This window comes from Polaromonas sp. P1_F8 (genome assembly GCF_056405635.1).
Genome location: NZ_JBFUBS010000001.1, coordinates 1,606,901 through 1,621,841 on the forward strand (window position 1 = coordinate 1,606,901; position 14,941 = coordinate 1,621,841).

Below are 14,941 nucleotides of genomic sequence, written 5' to 3' on the forward strand. Positions count from 1 at the left end.
ACACTGTGGATTCGGGCTCTGGGAAGCGCCGCAATTGAGAAGGAAGCCTGTTGGGAAAAGGCCTCGATGAAAAAAGCTGATGCTTTACCGAAGCTCTTATTGTAACCGCCCGGCGCAAATCACGCTTTTAACCCTCATACGGTGCCGGCCAGCCCCCTTCTTGCAAGCAGGGGCCGCGGAACCGGCTTTGCCGGGCCGCAGGCGCAGCGGCCCCCTTGGGGGGCAGGAAGCTACACGCAGTGAGCGACCGTGGGGGCCATATCTAGCCCTCAAACTGCGGATGCAGCTGCCGTATGCGGTTCATCGCCATACCCGCGGCAGCGGTGCGGGTTTCGACGCCCAGCTTGGCATACACCCGTTCCAGGTGCTTTTTCACCGTCGCCGGGCTGGAACCCAGGATATCGCCGATATCACGGTTGGTTTTGCCCTTGACCACCCAATACAGCACTTCAGCTTCACGGGCAGTGAGCTTGAAGCTCAGGCTCATGGCTTCCACCACTGCGTCGTCGGAAATTTCGCGCATGACGATCAGCCAGTCACCGCCGCGGTCCCCGTCGCCGGTCTGTTGGTGCAGCCGGAAGGTCAGGCGCCGCGGACCAAGCTCCACCGCCAGGCGCGGCGGCTCAACCTGGCGCTCCGCCTCCGCCATGTGGCGACGCAACCAGTCGAGTACAGGTTCGGGTGTTTGCGGCGCGGACGTACCGTAATAGCGCATGAGCAGGTCGCGCGCCAGCGGCGTTTGCCAGATCAGTTTCCCGTCTGCCTCACCGCCCATGCGCACCGTGATGCTGGCGTAGCCGAAAGCGTCCAACGCATTGCGTGCTTGCCCTGCCTGCCGCGCTTCCTGCCTGGCACGGCGGGCACCCTGCAAATGCACGCCCATGCGTGCCATCACTTCCTTGGGCTTGATCGGCTTGGTGACGTAGTCCACTCCACCGGCTTCCAGGGCCGCCACGAGGTACTCGGTTTCCGTGAGGCCGGTCATGAAAATAATGGGGATATGCGCCGTTTCAGCCATGGCCTTCAGGCGTTTGGCAACTTCGAAGCCGTCCATCCCGGGCATCATGGCGTCGAGTAGGACGATGTCGGGCAAAGCCTGCAGCGCACGCTGCAGCGCTGCCTCGCCGCTGGTGGCCACAAGAACGGTATAGCCCGATTCATCGAGCGCATCGTGCAGGACCGACAGGTTGTCGGGTACGTCGTCCACAATCAGCACGATATCGCTGTTGGCCCGGTCCAGTGTGCGGTCCAGTTTTCGATCCAGCGTTGGTCCGTCGTCAAGCACGCTGCTCATGGCCCGTCTCCTTGTTCGCTAGCTGGCGGCCCATGGCTTCAAACTGAAATTGCCGCGCCAGCACGCGCATTTCGTCCACAAAGGCCGCGGCCTCCGGCCGCTGCCTTTCAATCTCTGCCAGATTGTTCATGATGCCCCGGTAAAACCCGAGATTGACGACCTCGAGCAGGGCCGCGAGTTGAGACGCATCGGGCAGTACACGCGGTGGCGCAGCCTGAGCTACAGGCGCGCGATCATCCACAGGAAGGTCATAACGCCACCTGAGGGCCAGCCGCCGCTCAAGCCAGTCGATCAATTCGGTGTGGCGCACCGGTTTGAGGATGAAGTCCTCGGGAAGGATGCCGGCATCGTTCTCGGCGCCCTTGTCGAATGCGTTGGCGGAAACAATGGCGAGATGAATGTCCTCGTGCCCTGACGCACGCACACGGCGCAGGGTTTCCCAGCCATCAATCCCCGGCATGGCCAGGTCCATGAAGATCACGTCGGGCCGGTATCCGCTGGCCAGCAGGTCCATGCAATCGTGACCACTGGCGGCGGTACGCAATTCAAATCCCATGGGCTCAAGCAGTTGCACCAGCAGTTCACGGTCGGGCTCTTCGTTGTCGACCACCAGCAGCTTGCGGCGAACCCCTTCATAGCCGCGCGGCTGGCGTCTTGCCGGTTTGGTGGCGGCATCCTTGACGGCCCCTGCGGCCGCGTGCACTTCGGGCAAAAACAGCCGGATGCGGAAAATCGAGCCTTCGCCCGGGGTGCTGACCACCGTCATCTCGCCACCCATCAGGTCGGTCAGCATCTTGGCAATCGTCAAACCCAAACCGGCGCCCGGTGTGCCTTCCGCGCTTTGGCCGGCTGTAGCCCCGCGTGCAAAGGGCTCAAAAATCTGCGCCAACTCCGCCTCACCCATGCCCGGGCCGGTATCTTCAATGTCGATGTAGGCCATTTCGCGCGCGTGGCGCAACCTGAAAATCACCTGGCCCTGCGCCGTGAACTTGATGGCGTTGCCCAGCAAATTGATGAGAATCTGCCGAACGCGTTTCTCATCGGCCCGCACCAGCTCCGGCAGATGACCGCTTGTCTCAAAGCGGAACCCGAGACCCTTGGCGGCGGCCTGCAGCTCGAACATGCCGGCCATCTCGTGCACACAGTCGGCGAAATGCATGGGCTTGACATTCAGCGTGAGCTTGCCCGCCTCGATGCGGGCAATATCGAGCGTTCCCTCGATCAGCGAGAGCAGGTGTTCGCCCCCGCGCTTGATGACGCTGACCGCCTGTTTGCGGTGTGGAGGTATGGCGTTGTCTTCCCCCATCAGCTGCGCGTAACCCAGGATGCTGTTGAGCGGCGTGCGCAATTCGTGGCTGATGGCGCTGATATAGCGACTTTTCGCCTGGTTGGCCTGGTCGGCATGGCGGCGGGCCTCTTCTGCCACCAGCTTGGCCTGTTGCAGCGCCTCGTCTGTTTGCCGGTGCGACTCGATCTCGCGCATCAGCAAATGGGTCTGGCGATTCGACTCTTCCTGGGCCACCTGGCGGCTTTTATGCGCCAGCACCAGCCACCAGGCCACAAGGCCGGCAATGACCAGCAAGGCCATGTACGCCTTCATGAAACCTGAACGCAAAGCCGGCTCAGAGGGTTCGATGTCCGCCAGCGCGCTGATTTCCTGGTGGTAAAGCAGGCCGAACACGCTGGCCAGCAGCGGCACGATGATGAGCATGAGCAGCAGGAAATGGCCCAGGCCCGTATCCAGGTAAGGCCAGGTGCGGCGCGGCAGCAGCCAGCGCAGCGCACCCGACCACTGCGCCGACAGGCTGGCGTGCGGCTTGCACAGGTCACCGCAGCGCGCGTCCAGCGTGCAGCACAGCGAGCAGATCGGCCCCTGGTAGGCGGGGCAGTGCGCCATGTCCGGGCCTTCGTAGGCGCGTTCGCAAATGACACACTGCTGCGTTGCATAGCGCTTGTAGGAACCGTCGGAAGCCGTCGCTCCGGAGCTGCGCGCAATGTAGTAACGGCCTTTGGTCGCCCACGCGATCAGGGGCGCGGCCACAAATGCGGTGCCCATGGCGATCACCGCGGAAAAAGCCCGCGCCGTTTCGCCGTAAAGCCCCAGATGCGCTGTAACCGACAACAGCGAAGCCAGCGCCATGGCGCCCACACCGACCGGGTTGATGTCGTACAGGTGGGCCCGTTTGAATTCAATGCCTTTGGGAGAAAGGCCCAACGGCTTATTGACGACCAGGTCGGCGACGACAGCCATCACCCAGGCGATGGCGATGTTCGAATACAGCCCCAACACGTCGCCCAGCGCCTGGAACACATTCATCTCCATCAGCATGAAGGCAATGAGCGTGTTGAACACCACCCAGACCACCCGCCCGGGATGGCTGTGCGTGATGCGCGAGAAAAAATTCGACCAGGCCAGCGAGCCGGCATATGCGTTGGTCACATTGATCTTCAGCTGCGACACCACCACGAACAACGCCGTGGCCGCCACCGCCATGCCGTAATTCGGGAAGACATACTCGTAGGCCGCAAGGTACATCTGGTTGGGGTCTACCGCCCTGTCCAGTGGCACCATGTTGGAAATGGCCAGATAGGCCAGAAAAGCGCCGCCCAGCATCTTCACCACGCCGAGTAACACCCAGCCAGGCCCGCCCGCCAGCACACCGGCCCACCACCGCCAGCGGTTGGCGTCAGTCTGCACCGGCATGAAGCGCAAATAGTCGGCCTGCTCGCCCATCTGGGTGATCAGCGCGATTCCGACCGTTAAAGCCGCACCAAACAGGTGCAAATTGAATTCGCCATTCGTTCCAGTTTCCCCTCCGTAGTGCAAAACGCCCGAAAACGCACCAGGATCACGCAGAAAGACATAAACAAAAGGTACCACCAGCATGACCAGCCACAAGGGCTGCGTCCAGACCTGCAGACGGGATATGGCAGAGACACCATGGGTTACCAGCGGAATGACCACCAGCGCGCAGATCAGGTAACCCCAGCTGGGCGGGATACCCAGGGCGAGATCCAGCGCGTAAGCCATGACCGCCGCTTCCAGCGCGAAAAAGATAAAGGTAAACGAGGCGTAGATCAGCGAGGTCAGCGTGGAGCCGATATAGCCAAAACCGGCGCCGCGCGTCAGCAAGTCCATGTCGACGCCATAGCGCGCCGCGTAAATGCTGATGGGCAGGCCCGCCATGAAAATGATGAGCCCGGTGGCCATGATGGCCCAGAAGGCGTTGGTAAACCCGTACTTCACCAGCAGCGTGGCGCCCACAGCTTCCAGGATCAGGAAGGAAGCCGCGCCGAACGCGGTATTGGCAACCCGCCACTCGGACCACTTGCGAAAGCGCTGCGGCGTGAAACGCAGCGCATAGTCTTCCATGGTTTCGCTCGCCACCCAGCTGTTGTAGTCGCGCCTGACCTTGATGATGCGCTGCACCGGCGGCGCTTCAGCCGCCATAGGCGCGGCCCCGGCCGCTTCGGGCGGCAGTGGCGGCAGCTGGGGCGTGAGCGGGGCGTCCATAGGGTGGGCAGATGCGCCGGGCGCGGAGTGATTGACCGTCTTCAGGTGCATGTTCTGTGCCATGCGTCCTACCCGGGGCGGCCTTGGTGGCTCACGTTTCTTATGGCACCATTCTTGCACCCCGGCAAGCATCCCCAAGCCGGCAGCCTGCCCTGAGAGAGCCCCATGGAATTGACGCCCCGAGAAAAAGACAAGCTCCTTATTTTTACCGCTGCCCTGCTCGCCGAAAGGCGCCGCGCCCGCGGCCTCAAGCTCAACTACCCCGAGTCCGTAGCCCTCATCAGCGCCGCCGTCATGGAAGGCGCCCGCGACGGCAAATCCGTCGCCCAGCTGATGAGCGAGGGCCGCACAGTGCTGACCCGCGCCGACGTGATGGACGGCATCCCCGAGCTGATCCCCGACATCCAGGTCGAAGCGACTTTTCCCGACGGTACCAAGCTGGTCACCGTGCACCAGCCGATTGTTTAAGCACTACCCGAGATCGCCACCATGCAAATCAAAACCAAAAACGCTCTTTTTTTGATAGCTGCTTGCGCTCTATCGGCGGGCGCTAGCGCCCATATTGACCATCATTCCGGCGCTGCGGCGCACGACCACGCCAGCGCCTTCCTCAGCGGCTTCATCCACCCGCTGACGGGTATGGACCACCTTGCGGCCATGGTGGCCGTGGGCCTGTGGAGCGCCCTCGCCGCGCGGCGCGCCGGGCCTGAGCTGTTGTGGGGCCCGCTGGGCTTTGCCGGCATGCTGCTGGCGGGCGCCCTGCTGGGCCTGCAGGGTCTGCAGGTTCCCGCCGTCGAACCCATGATTGCGGCTTCGCTGCTGGTCACCGGCCTGCTGGTCGTGACGCGCTGGCATGTGCCAGGTGTCGCGGCCGCGCTCATCGCCGGCGTGTTCGCCGTCTTTCACGGCCTGGCCCACGGCTATGAACTGGCCGGGGCGCCCAATGCCTGGGCCACCCTGTCGGGCATGCTGGCCGCGACGCTGCTGCTGCACCTGGCGGGCCTGGGTGCGGGTTGGGCGCTGCGCAGCGCCAGCGTCTGGCTGCCGCGCGTGGCTGGCGCCGCCGTCGCCCTCTTCGGCGTGACCGTGCTCGCCCAACTGGTCTGAGGCGCACCATGATTCCCGGCGAACTGATTACTGACGGACCCGACCACGTACTCAACGCAGGCCGGCGCACGCTGACCATCGTTGTGCAGAACACGGCAGACCGGCCCATACAGGTCGGCTCGCATTACCACTTCGCCGAAACCAACGGCGCGCTTGGCTTTGACCGTGATGCCGCGCGCGGCATGCGCCTGAACATCGCGTCGGGTACGGCGGTACGTTTTGAGCCGGGGCAGCAGCGCACGGTGGAACTGGTGGAATTTTCCGGCGACCGAAAAGTGTTCGGATTTCGCGGACTCGTGCAGGGAGCACTTTGATGGCAACAATTGGACGCCGCGCCTACGCGGAAATGTTCGGCCCTACGGTGGGTGACCGGCTACGGCTGGCCGATACGGATTTGGTGATCGAAGTCGAAGCCGACTACACGCTGCGCGCCGGCAGCTACGGCGAGGAAGTCAAATTCGGCGGCGGCAAGACCATACGCGACGGCATGGCCCAGTCGCAAAAAACCCGGGCCGAAGGCGCCATGGACTGCGTGATGACGAATGCGCTCATCATCGACCACTGGGGCATCGTGAAGGCCGATATCGGCCTCAAGGGCGGGCGCATCGCCGCCATCGGCAAGGCCGGCAACCCCGACACCCAGCCCGGCGTCGACATGATCATCGGCCCCGGCACCGAGATCATCAGCTGCGAAGGCATGATCGTCACGGCTGGCGGCATCGACTCGCACATCCATTTCATCTGCCCGCAGCAGATCGAGGAAGCGCTGACTGCCGGCATCACCACCATGCTGGGCGGCGGCACCGGCCCGGCCACAGGCACCTTTGCCACCACCTGCACGCCCGGCCCCTGGAACATCGAGCGCATGCTGCAGGCGGCCGACGCCTTCCCGATGAACCTGGGCTTCCTGGGCAAGGGCAATGCCAGCCTGCCCGCTGCGCTGCACGAGCAGATCAACGCCGGCGTCATCGGCCTGAAGCTGCATGAGGACTGGGGCACCACGCCCGCAGCCATCAGCAACTGCCTGGACGTGGCGGAGGAAACCGACACGCAGGTCGCCATCCACAGTGACACGCTCAACGAGTCCGGTTTTGTCGAGAACACGATTGCTGCCACCAAGGGCCGCAGCCTGTGCGCCTTCCACACCGAAGGCGCTGGCGGCGGACATGCACCCGACATCCTCCGTGTGGTCGGCGAAGAGAACTTCCTGCCTTCCTCCACCAACCCGACCATGCCCTACACCGTCAACACGCTCGACGAGCACGTCGACATGCTGATGGTGTGCCACCACCTGGACGCCGGCATCGCGGAAGACCTGGCCTTCGCCGAAAGCCGCATCCGCAAGGAAACCATCGCAGCCGAAGACGTGCTGCACGACCTGGGCGCCATCAGCATGATGAGCAGTGACAGCCAGGCCATGGGCCGCGTCGGCGAAGTCATCATTCGCACATGGCAGACCGCACACAAGATGAAACAGCAGCGCGGCAAGCTGCCTGGTGATTCGGACCGCCATGACAACTTCCGGGCCAAGCGATACATCAGTAAATACACCATCAACCCCGCGATTGCCCATGGCATCTCGCACGAAGTCGGCTCAGTCGAATTGGGCAAGTGGGCCGACCTGGTGGTCTGGAAGCCCGCCTTCTTCGGCATCAAACCCTCGGTCATCCTCAAAGGCGGCTTTATCGCCATGGCGGCCATGGGCGACCCGAATGCCTCCATCCCTACGCCGCAGCCGGTGCACTACCGCCCCATGTTCGGCGGCTTCGGCGGCGCGATTGCCAAAGGTTCGCTGACCTTTGTCTCGCAAGCCGGGCTGAGCGCCGGCGTCAAGGAACGCTTCGGCCTGGCCAAGACCGTGAGCGCCGTGAAAAACGTGCGCGGCGTGCGCAAGCAGCACATGGTCCACAATGCCTATCTGCCCAGGATGGAGGTTGACGCGCAGACCTACCTGGTGCGCGCAGATGGCCAGCTGCTGACCTGCGAGCCAGCCACCAGCCTGCCGATGACGCAACGGTATTTTCTTTTCTAACCGGCGACGCAGAGGCGCTGCGACAATCGGGAATCTCGCTCACTCTCCTTCCGCCATGAAACCCACCACACCGTTCGAGTCCGCCGCGCGCCTTGCCTTGATCGCTACCGCATTGGCCTGCGCCGCCGCCGCAAGTCACGCCCAGGAACTATGGCCGGGCACGCAAGTGGGCATGTCGCCGGCTGATGTGTCCAAGCGCTTTCCCTCCGCCAAAGCCATTGCGGCGGCACCGAGCGGCAAGCCCTGGGGCACCTGCCTACGAGAAGCGAGTCTGGCCCTCGCCGGCGTGAAGTTCAACACCTGCTTCCGCTTCATCGACGACAAGCTCGTCAACGTGCTGGCCCGGCAGGAAGACGAATACGTGCAGAACGCATCGACCAAGATCAACTTCGAGAAGATTGCCGCTGAGCTCCGCAAAAAATACGGCGCGCCCAAGTCCATGACCCTGGAATCGCGCCACGCCGGTCTGTTCGGCGGCGCCATTTGGGAAAGCGAGGGGGTATTCCTCGAGGTAAGCAGTTCGCCCTCCACACAAATCACCTCTCATTTGGTGGTCGTGTTCAAGAAGGCGCAATGAGCTGCGAAAAAAACGGGCTTCACGGGTGCCTTCAAAGCAACATAAATCCCGCAACAACGCTTTACCGACAATGACCCCCTCCATGTTGCAGTGCTCCAAAGTCCTCCCGCAAGGCAAGGGCCTCGCGCCCGTGCTTCTTAAACGCGCCGCCATCGTCGAGCTCGACTGGGATGTGCGCCAAAAAAGCCGATTTGACGCGACCGACTCGCTCGGCCGCCACCTTGGTGTGTTCCTGCCGCGCGGCACGCTGGTGCGTGGCGGCGACGTGCTGGTGGTGGAAGACGGCTCCATGGTCAAAGTGATCGCCGCGCCGCAAGCGGTGCTCCGCATCACTGCCTGCCCGTCGCACGGCTCGCCTTTTGACCTGACACGCGCCGCTTACCACCTGGGCAACCGGCATGTGCCGATTGAGCTCAAGCCCGACCACTTGAAAATTGAACCCGACCATGTGCTGGCCGACATGCTGCGTGCCATGCACCTGATCGTGAACGAAGTTGAAGAAGCGTTCGAACCTGAAGGCGGCGCCTACAGCGCTGGCGGACACAGCCATGGGCATGACCATTCTTCTGGGCACGCCCATGAGCATGCGCAGCCTGCCCCCGCGCCACACGTGCATGGCCCCGATTGCAATCATGGCCACGACGACCACACCCACGAAGCCCAGCCGGTCGCCATCCAGATCCACAGGCACAAGCCGCACTAGGCCGTTGATGGACATGTCCGCCGCGCCTGCCGGGCAGCTACCGGCCGCCAGCCTGCTCCAGCTGATCTGGCTGGCCTCCCCGGCCTTGCCGGTAGGCGGTTTTTCATACTCTGAAGGGCTTGAAACCGCCATGGAACGGGCGCAACCAGCTACAGAAATGATAGCAAGCGACTGGCTGGCCGACCAGCTCCAGATCAGCCTGGCGCGCGGTGACCTGGCGGTAATTGCCCAGGCTATTCCCGCCTGGCGCACAGGCGACCTGCAACGCGTGCAGCAACTCAATGCCTGGGTGCTGCAAACCCGGGAAACCAGCGAGCTGCGCGCCCAGGCTGAGCAAATGGGCAGATCCCTGCTGGACTGGCTGCGCAACCATGACGACGCCAACGCAGCGCACATTGAGGCCTGTGCGCAGATGCAGCCGACCTTCCCCGTTGCCTTTGCGCTGGCCGTTTCACAGACCGAGGCAGGCGTGCGCGACTGCCTGCTGGCCTATGCTTTCGGCTGGGCTGAAAACATGACACAAGCCGCCATCAAATCCGTGCCTTTGGGGCAAAGCGCCGGCCAGCGCATGCTGGCGCGCCTTGCCGGTGGCATCCCCACAGCTGTCGAAGCCGCCATGCAGCTGTCGGATGACGAACGCCAGGCCTTTTCGCCCATGCTGGCCATTCTTTCGTCACAGCATGAAACCCAGTATTCGCGGCTGTTCCGCTCCTGACTTCCCACTGCAAATTTCACTGCAAACCTCACCGCAATTCCAACAAAAGCCATCCATGAGCCTGCACCACATCGCCAACCGCACCAAAAAACTCCCCCCCTTGCGCGTCGGCATAGGGGGCCCCGTCGGTTCCGGCAAAACCACACTGCTTGAAATGCTGTGCAAAGGCATGAAGGCCAAATACGACCTGGTCGCCATCACCAACGACATTTACACCAAGGAAGACCAGCGCATCCTGACCGTCAGCGGCGCGCTGGACGCCGAACGCATCATGGGCGTGGAAACCGGCGGCTGCCCGCACACCGCCATACGCGAAGACGCCTCGATCAACCTCGAAGCCATAGACCGCATGCTGGTGGATTTCCCCAACGCCGACATCGTGTTCGTCGAATCCGGCGGCGACAACCTGGCCGCCACCTTCAGTCCCGAGCTGAGCGACCTCACCATCTACGTGATCGACGTGGCCGCCGGCGAGAAGATTCCGCGCAAAGGCGGGCCCGGCATCACCAAAAGCGATCTGTTCGTCATCAACAAAACTGACCTGGCGCCCCACGTCGGCGCCGACCTGGGCGTGATGGAGGCGGACACCATCCGCATGCGCACCACGGCCAAGGGCCTGAAGCCTTTTGTCATGACCAATCTCAAGACCAATGCCGGCCTTGCGGAAGTCATAGCGTTTATCGAGACAAAAGGAATGCTGCTGGCCCAGCCTGAAGCCGCATAGCGGCGAGCAGGCAAAAAAAAGCCCGGAAGACCGGGCAGTAAAACTGGCTTCGCCAGTGGAGGGAGGTGCGACCCAGGACGGGCCGCAAGGAAAGTTTAGCCAGCGGCTGGCTGGCGGTGTGTAGGACAAGGTCGTGAATGCCGCCTGCGGACAGCGTTTCGGCGACAGGCCCTGGCCACGACGGGCTGCTGACTCATATATATAGAGAGAGATAGCAGGCCACCCCGACGTCCTTACACCTCAAACTCGCTGGGGTGAACAGTTTCGAACATCCTGCCGTCCCGGAAGAAAACGACCATCCAGTTACCAAACCGTTGCGTAGGGTGTGCCGGAATGACCTGGTTCAGGGCATGTGCAATGGATTTCTTGATGGGTAACTCAATTTCCCGGATTTCCGGGGAAAGTGAGTCCACGCTAATCAACATGAAGGTTCCGCGGTCCTGCACTTCGACCCGCGGAAACGACCAGCGGGCGCCGGTGGCATGCACAAATGCCGTAGTAACCTTCTCTGCCGACTCGGGGGTGAATGCTGGAGCAGTCATATTTGTGTCCTCTTAAAGTGCTGTAACTGAATGTTTCAATCATGGCTGTGCCAGCGCCTTTAGTCACCGCTCCCAAAAACGTTTAGGAAGCGGAGAGGAAATAGTTCCAGGAAATAAGTCCGTTTTTTTGGCTCTATTTGCTTGACAGTCACAAAGTGACCAATGACGAACCAAAAGAGGTGGACTTCAGCCCTCTATTTTTGGCAGTGCCCTGCCCTCGCGAATAATTCAATGTGTGGAAGGCAGCCAATGCGCCAGGCGCGCCCGTTGTCCAGGCTGCGAAACCGCATTTATCGACAGCGGCCCGCCAACGAGCCAGATGACCGCCGGCAAGCGGTTAAACTATGCGGCTCGGAAGCGTGGCAGAGCGGTTGAATGCAGCAGTCTTGAAAACTGCCGAGGATGCAAGTCCTCCGTGAGTTCGAATCTCACCGCTTCCGCCACTTGTTGGCACTGGCTTTTAGCTGGTCTAAAAGTGTGCTCTCCGGTTCAGCCTCAAGTGCTGCAACCGCAATCCAGTGCTCTGGATTTTCTCCTAATTTGATAGCAAGGTTTCCAGCAAGCGTGGGGCAGATATTCATTCCATTGAGGTGAATTTAACTGCGCGTAGCTTGGTACGGCGGAAGAAACCTGCGAATCACCAAGCAGACCAACGTTACAGCACCCTGCAGCACGCTAGCTTGAACAAGTGGCCAAAAAGTATTGGCGTCATAACGCGTGCCCCTGTTCACAAAATCTGCATCAAAATAAATTGCTGCCGCGCCAAGTGCGGTCAAGAAGGCCGCCCCCCATAAGAGATCAATCGACGTTTTCACAAATTCGTCTTTTGTCGATTCGAATACTGAAAATACAAGATGGACAGCGTTCAGAAGAACCGTCAAACCCAAAGCGATATACAACGTTAAGGGGTATGGATCGGCTCGGTACGTCAACAACATAACGAAGCTGAGTCCCCAGCTAATCCACCTTGGGTTAAAAAAAGTACTGAGATTCATTTAATCGTCTCGGGTTGGACCGGCTATTAAAACTGTTCGATCAGTTCGCTCATCGCGAACATGCCAGTGGTAAGGACGCCAAATGCAAAATAACTTGGACGCTGCAATAAATCAGTCTTTGCGCCAGGCAGAGATCGATCAATAAATTTACCAAATCCCGAGCGCGATGATGAGCAGGTGTAGCTTTGTCATCGCGGCATCGTAGCAATAAAAAGCGCCCCCTCATGACCTCTCATTGTTTGCTTGCGAAGCGGTCCTCTGTTTGGAGCCATAAAGGCTCAAAGGTCTGCATGTGGTTGGGCGAACGACGATGCGGAGGAAGACCGTGTATCTGATCACGTTGAGTCAGAACGGGATGCCGGTGAAGACTGTCACCAGTCTGGAGCTGTAGGAGGTTGGCTATAAGTGGAAAGCTCTCACGGATTGCGCCGTGTCGGCGCAATGGAAAGAGAAAGTTCGAGCGCTGACGTGTGACAGTCCGCAGATCACGATAGCGTTGCGGAAAACTGCGATAACGAATCAGACGTCGGCACATTAAAAGCGGCCGCTCCAAGCAGATTTCGTTTCGCATGCGAAACCGATGGCCTTAAACTTCCCCTCAACAAAATGGGGAGGAATGAATTTATGAGAGAGTGGGTGCGAATTCTTGGTGTGATTGTTTTGGCAATGCTCGTGAATGCACGCCCCAATGCGCAAGCTCCTGGGCCCTCCGCCGGCCCTCAGGTCACTGCATATACGCCAACTCAAATCACTGAGATCGTTACGACATCATTTCGGAATGATGATTTTTTGACGCTGGACAAGATGGCAACTCAGTTCCGCACTACTAAGAGCAGATCTTCTTCTGGAAGCTGGAATCTCGCGATTTTCTACAGCAATTTCAGAAATGCGATGTACGAGGGAGGTAAAGCAAATTCAGAGGAGCAGTGGCAGCGTATTGAAGAAAAAATCTCGCGCTGGGTTGCTACTAATCCAAATTCGGCAACTGCACCAATCTTTCTTGCCTGGGCTCAGCTTCGACACGGGTGGTCTTATCGTGGCACCGGCGTTGCAAACACAGTGACAGAAGAGGGGTGGAAACAATTTTCGCGATACGTATCGATGTCCGCAAATACCTTGGAGAAGCACAAGCGCGTTAGCAGCGTTGACCCAGAATGGTACGTAATGACGCTGAGCTTGGCCAAGCATCGCACCATGAAAGATGGTGAATACGCACTTCTGTATGAGGAGGCTCTAAAGACCGAGCCTCTTTATCACGATACTTATAAAGCCGTTGCAGATGCAGTCTCCCCAATGTGGGGCGGCAGTGTAGAGCAACTCAACGCGCTCGCAGCCGATGCGGTCAGACGGACAAGTGCGGTTGAGGGAAGAGCACTCTATGCACGCATCTTCTGGACTGTTTTGGATCGAGACGCCAGCATTTTTGGTCAGATCACGTCTTCCGGCAGTTGGACTCTCATGAAATCCGGCTTCGAAGACATGATCAGGCAATACCCCGACGATTGGAATAGGAATGCGTACGCGAAATTCGCATGCCAAGCCGGCGATGTGGATACGTTTATAGCCATGACCCGCAGCTTTAATGGCACGCCTATGAAAGACGCATGGCCCGGCGACTACTTTAAAAAATGCAAAGAGTACGCCGCGAAGCTGCGACCAAATAGCCTACTTTGAGTCTTTGCCAGCGTCTCCGGCACATTAAGTCGCATCAGCCAGTATGGATCTCGACGGAGTACTCGCCCTCATCCTTCTTGTCTTGCATTGGCGCGTCGCGCTGTGCCTTATTGGCAGTAGTGCGCTGGCGATTGCCCTGGTGCACCTGTTTCCCTGGTTGAGCGGCTTCCAGGGTGTCGTTCTAGCCCTACTCGGTCTCGTTGCCGGCCTGATCTGGGAAACACAGGCAACAACGCCAGAACAGGTAGAGCCGCAAAGGCCTTCCGAAACCACCGTCGGCGTAGCTTGCGCGAGTGCGCTTATAGCCGGCGCCACATGGGGGGCCTGCAGCGCAGGCTCCGTACATTCGTTCCTTGCCGGTGCAGTGATCTTCGTCATAGCCGCGTGGGGGTGGGTCTGGTTTGCAGGCGTTGCCCAGTCCTCGGCGGCCAAGGGGCGGGTCTATCTCTGCATTGCCCTTGCAGCATTCGCATTTCCAATGGCAGCGGTGCTGACTCAAACGGTGCTCTAACCCGTCTTTCGAGCGGACCCGCCTTCCGTTTCAGGCACTGGTTATTTGCGCTCGCGGTGTTGGCCTATTGGATTGCGCATCGGAGCAAAGAGCGGCCTGACCATGCTGCTTAAGCGCAGCGACCGGCACCCAAGGCAAGGGGGCAGTCGGGCCGGGTTATGAGTCACGATGGTCAAACACAACAGGATTGGCTGTTTGGGCTGCGCTCGTCCATATTGAGGAGGCGGTTTCCACACTGTCCGCCTAGAATCGGCTGGCGGGTTTGGTACTCTTTTTATCGACCTGAATGAAACTCAAAATGGACAGTATGTCTTTTGATAACAAGCACTTGGCTGGTTTTTTGGCGGCCAGGTTATACCGCAGGCGCGATGTTATACCGCAGACCTTGCGGTATACATTGCGTTAGACGTCAATTTCGCGGCTTCACCCAACAAAGCACCCCTCTGTACCTAGCCATGCGCCGCTCGCCAAGCTTCAACTGCCCCAATTGCGGCTTTGCCGTATTCAATCGCCGTTACCCCAAGTGTGAGCAGTGCGGGGTGCAACTGCCCGA

The 14,941-nt window shown here is 60.2% G+C and carries 14 protein-coding genes and 1 tRNA gene; 11 read left to right on the forward strand and 4 right to left on the reverse strand.

All coding sequences use genetic code 11. From position 1 onward, the window contains the following. Positions 1 to 262: 262 nt before the first annotated feature. Both AC1D1J_RS07580 and AC1D1J_RS07585 read right to left on the reverse strand, forming a co-directional pair. Positions 263 to 1,294 carry a response regulator gene (locus AC1D1J_RS07580; protein WP_477649002.1) on the reverse strand — a complete coding sequence of 344 codons (1,032 nt, stop codon included), beginning with the start codon at positions 1,292 to 1,294 and terminating at the stop codon, positions 263 to 265. Further along, complete coding sequence (locus AC1D1J_RS07585) at positions 1,278 to 4,808, reverse strand: hybrid sensor histidine kinase/response regulator (protein WP_477694488.1); 3,531 nt, start codon at positions 4,806 to 4,808, stop codon at positions 1,278 to 1,280. The genes AC1D1J_RS07580 and AC1D1J_RS07585 overlap by 17 nt, the downstream gene beginning before the upstream one ends. Positions 4,809 to 4,973: 165 nt before the next feature. Here AC1D1J_RS07585 and AC1D1J_RS07590 point away from each other — a divergent pair, with 165 nt between their 5' ends. The 8 genes from AC1D1J_RS07590 (at position 4,974) to ureG (ending at position 10,666) form a co-directional block, all read left to right on the forward strand. After that, on the forward strand, positions 4,974 to 5,276 hold the full coding sequence (locus tag AC1D1J_RS07590; protein ID WP_007874763.1) for an urease subunit gamma: 303 nt from the start codon (positions 4,974 to 4,976) through the stop codon (positions 5,274 to 5,276). Positions 5,277 to 5,297: 21 nt separating this feature from the next. Further along, complete coding sequence (locus AC1D1J_RS07595; RefSeq protein ID WP_477694319.1) at positions 5,298 to 5,915, forward strand: HupE/UreJ family protein; 618 nt, start codon at positions 5,298 to 5,300, stop codon at positions 5,913 to 5,915. 8 nt (positions 5,916 to 5,923) lie between these two features. Beyond that, positions 5,924 to 6,229: an urease subunit beta gene (locus AC1D1J_RS07600; protein WP_477688616.1), complete on the forward strand. Its 306-nt coding sequence runs from the start codon at positions 5,924 to 5,926 to the stop codon at positions 6,227 to 6,229. Further along, on the forward strand, positions 6,229 to 7,947 hold the full coding sequence (gene ureC, locus AC1D1J_RS07605) for an urease subunit alpha (protein WP_477694320.1): 1,719 nt from the start codon (positions 6,229 to 6,231) through the stop codon (positions 7,945 to 7,947). The genes AC1D1J_RS07600 and ureC overlap by 1 nt, the downstream gene beginning before the upstream one ends. Before the next feature lie 55 nt (positions 7,948 to 8,002). Next, on the forward strand, positions 8,003 to 8,524 hold the full coding sequence (locus AC1D1J_RS07610) for a hypothetical protein (protein ID WP_477694321.1): 522 nt from the start codon (positions 8,003 to 8,005) through the stop codon (positions 8,522 to 8,524). Positions 8,525 to 8,606: 82 nt separating this feature from the next. Further along, complete coding sequence (gene ureE, locus AC1D1J_RS07615; RefSeq protein ID WP_477694489.1) at positions 8,607 to 9,227, forward strand: urease accessory protein UreE; 621 nt, start codon at positions 8,607 to 8,609, stop codon at positions 9,225 to 9,227. A 13-nt stretch (positions 9,228 to 9,240) separates the two neighbouring features. Beyond that, the gene (locus AC1D1J_RS07620; RefSeq protein WP_477694490.1) at positions 9,241 to 9,942 is read left to right on the forward strand and encodes an urease accessory protein UreF; all 702 of its coding nucleotides are present in this window, start codon (positions 9,241 to 9,243) and stop codon (positions 9,940 to 9,942) included. A gap of 55 nt (positions 9,943 to 9,997) precedes the next feature. After that, a complete protein-coding gene (ureG, locus tag AC1D1J_RS07625) occupies positions 9,998 to 10,666 on the forward strand; it encodes an urease accessory protein UreG (protein WP_477668214.1) in 669 nt (222 codons plus the stop codon). A gap of 233 nt (positions 10,667 to 10,899) precedes the next feature. Here the strand turns inward: ureG and AC1D1J_RS07630 are convergent, their stop codons facing one another. Next, positions 10,900 to 11,208: a hypothetical protein gene (locus tag AC1D1J_RS07630; protein ID WP_477694322.1), complete on the reverse strand. Its 309-nt coding sequence runs from the start codon at positions 11,206 to 11,208 to the stop codon at positions 10,900 to 10,902. Between the two features lie 353 nt (positions 11,209 to 11,561). Between AC1D1J_RS07630 and AC1D1J_RS07635 the strand changes: the two genes are divergently transcribed. Then, positions 11,562 to 11,651: transfer RNA gene (locus AC1D1J_RS07635), tRNA-Ser, on the forward strand. Between the two features lie 153 nt (positions 11,652 to 11,804). On the opposite strand, the gene AC1D1J_RS07640 is transcribed toward AC1D1J_RS07635, so the two are convergent. After that, a complete protein-coding gene (locus tag AC1D1J_RS07640; protein ID WP_477694323.1) occupies positions 11,805 to 12,203 on the reverse strand; it encodes a hypothetical protein in 399 nt (132 codons plus the stop codon). 624 nt (positions 12,204 to 12,827) lie between these two features. Between AC1D1J_RS07640 and AC1D1J_RS07645 the strand changes: the two genes are divergently transcribed. Both AC1D1J_RS07645 and AC1D1J_RS07650 read left to right on the forward strand, forming a co-directional pair. Beyond that, positions 12,828 to 13,877: a hypothetical protein gene (locus AC1D1J_RS07645; protein WP_477694324.1), complete on the forward strand. Its 1,050-nt coding sequence runs from the start codon at positions 12,828 to 12,830 to the stop codon at positions 13,875 to 13,877. A 43-nt stretch (positions 13,878 to 13,920) separates the two neighbouring features. Then, complete coding sequence (locus AC1D1J_RS07650; protein ID WP_477694325.1) at positions 13,921 to 14,388, forward strand: hypothetical protein; 468 nt, start codon at positions 13,921 to 13,923, stop codon at positions 14,386 to 14,388. The last annotated feature ends 553 nt before the right edge of the window (positions 14,389 to 14,941 follow it).

Excerpts from the sequence above, each read along its gene's own strand:
- AC1D1J_RS07580 (WP_477649002.1), bottom strand. The coding sequence starts at position 1,294 with ATGAGCAGCGTGCTTGACGACGGACCAACGCTGGATCGAAAACTGGAC.
- AC1D1J_RS07585 (WP_477694488.1), bottom strand. The coding sequence starts at position 4,808 with ATGGACGCCCCGCTCACGCCCCAGCTGCCGCCACTGCCGCCCGAAGCG.
- AC1D1J_RS07590 (WP_007874763.1), top strand. The coding sequence starts at position 4,974 with ATGGAATTGACGCCCCGAGAAAAAGACAAGCTCCTTATTTTTACCGCT.
- AC1D1J_RS07595 (WP_477694319.1), top strand. The coding sequence starts at position 5,298 with ATGCAAATCAAAACCAAAAACGCTCTTTTTTTGATAGCTGCTTGCGCT.
- AC1D1J_RS07600 (WP_477688616.1), top strand. The coding sequence starts at position 5,924 with ATGATTCCCGGCGAACTGATTACTGACGGACCCGACCACGTACTCAAC.
- ureC (WP_477694320.1), top strand. The coding sequence starts at position 6,229 with ATGGCAACAATTGGACGCCGCGCCTACGCGGAAATGTTCGGCCCTACG.
- AC1D1J_RS07610 (WP_477694321.1), top strand. The coding sequence starts at position 8,003 with ATGAAACCCACCACACCGTTCGAGTCCGCCGCGCGCCTTGCCTTGATC.
- ureE (WP_477694489.1), top strand. The coding sequence starts at position 8,607 with ATGTTGCAGTGCTCCAAAGTCCTCCCGCAAGGCAAGGGCCTCGCGCCC.
- AC1D1J_RS07620 (WP_477694490.1), top strand. The coding sequence starts at position 9,241 with ATGTCCGCCGCGCCTGCCGGGCAGCTACCGGCCGCCAGCCTGCTCCAG.
- ureG (WP_477668214.1), top strand. The coding sequence starts at position 9,998 with ATGAGCCTGCACCACATCGCCAACCGCACCAAAAAACTCCCCCCCTTG.
- AC1D1J_RS07630 (WP_477694322.1), bottom strand. The coding sequence starts at position 11,208 with ATGACTGCTCCAGCATTCACCCCCGAGTCGGCAGAGAAGGTTACTACG.
- AC1D1J_RS07640 (WP_477694323.1), bottom strand. The coding sequence starts at position 12,203 with ATGAATCTCAGTACTTTTTTTAACCCAAGGTGGATTAGCTGGGGACTC.
- AC1D1J_RS07645 (WP_477694324.1), top strand. The coding sequence starts at position 12,828 with ATGAGAGAGTGGGTGCGAATTCTTGGTGTGATTGTTTTGGCAATGCTC.
- AC1D1J_RS07650 (WP_477694325.1), top strand. The coding sequence starts at position 13,921 with ATGGATCTCGACGGAGTACTCGCCCTCATCCTTCTTGTCTTGCATTGG.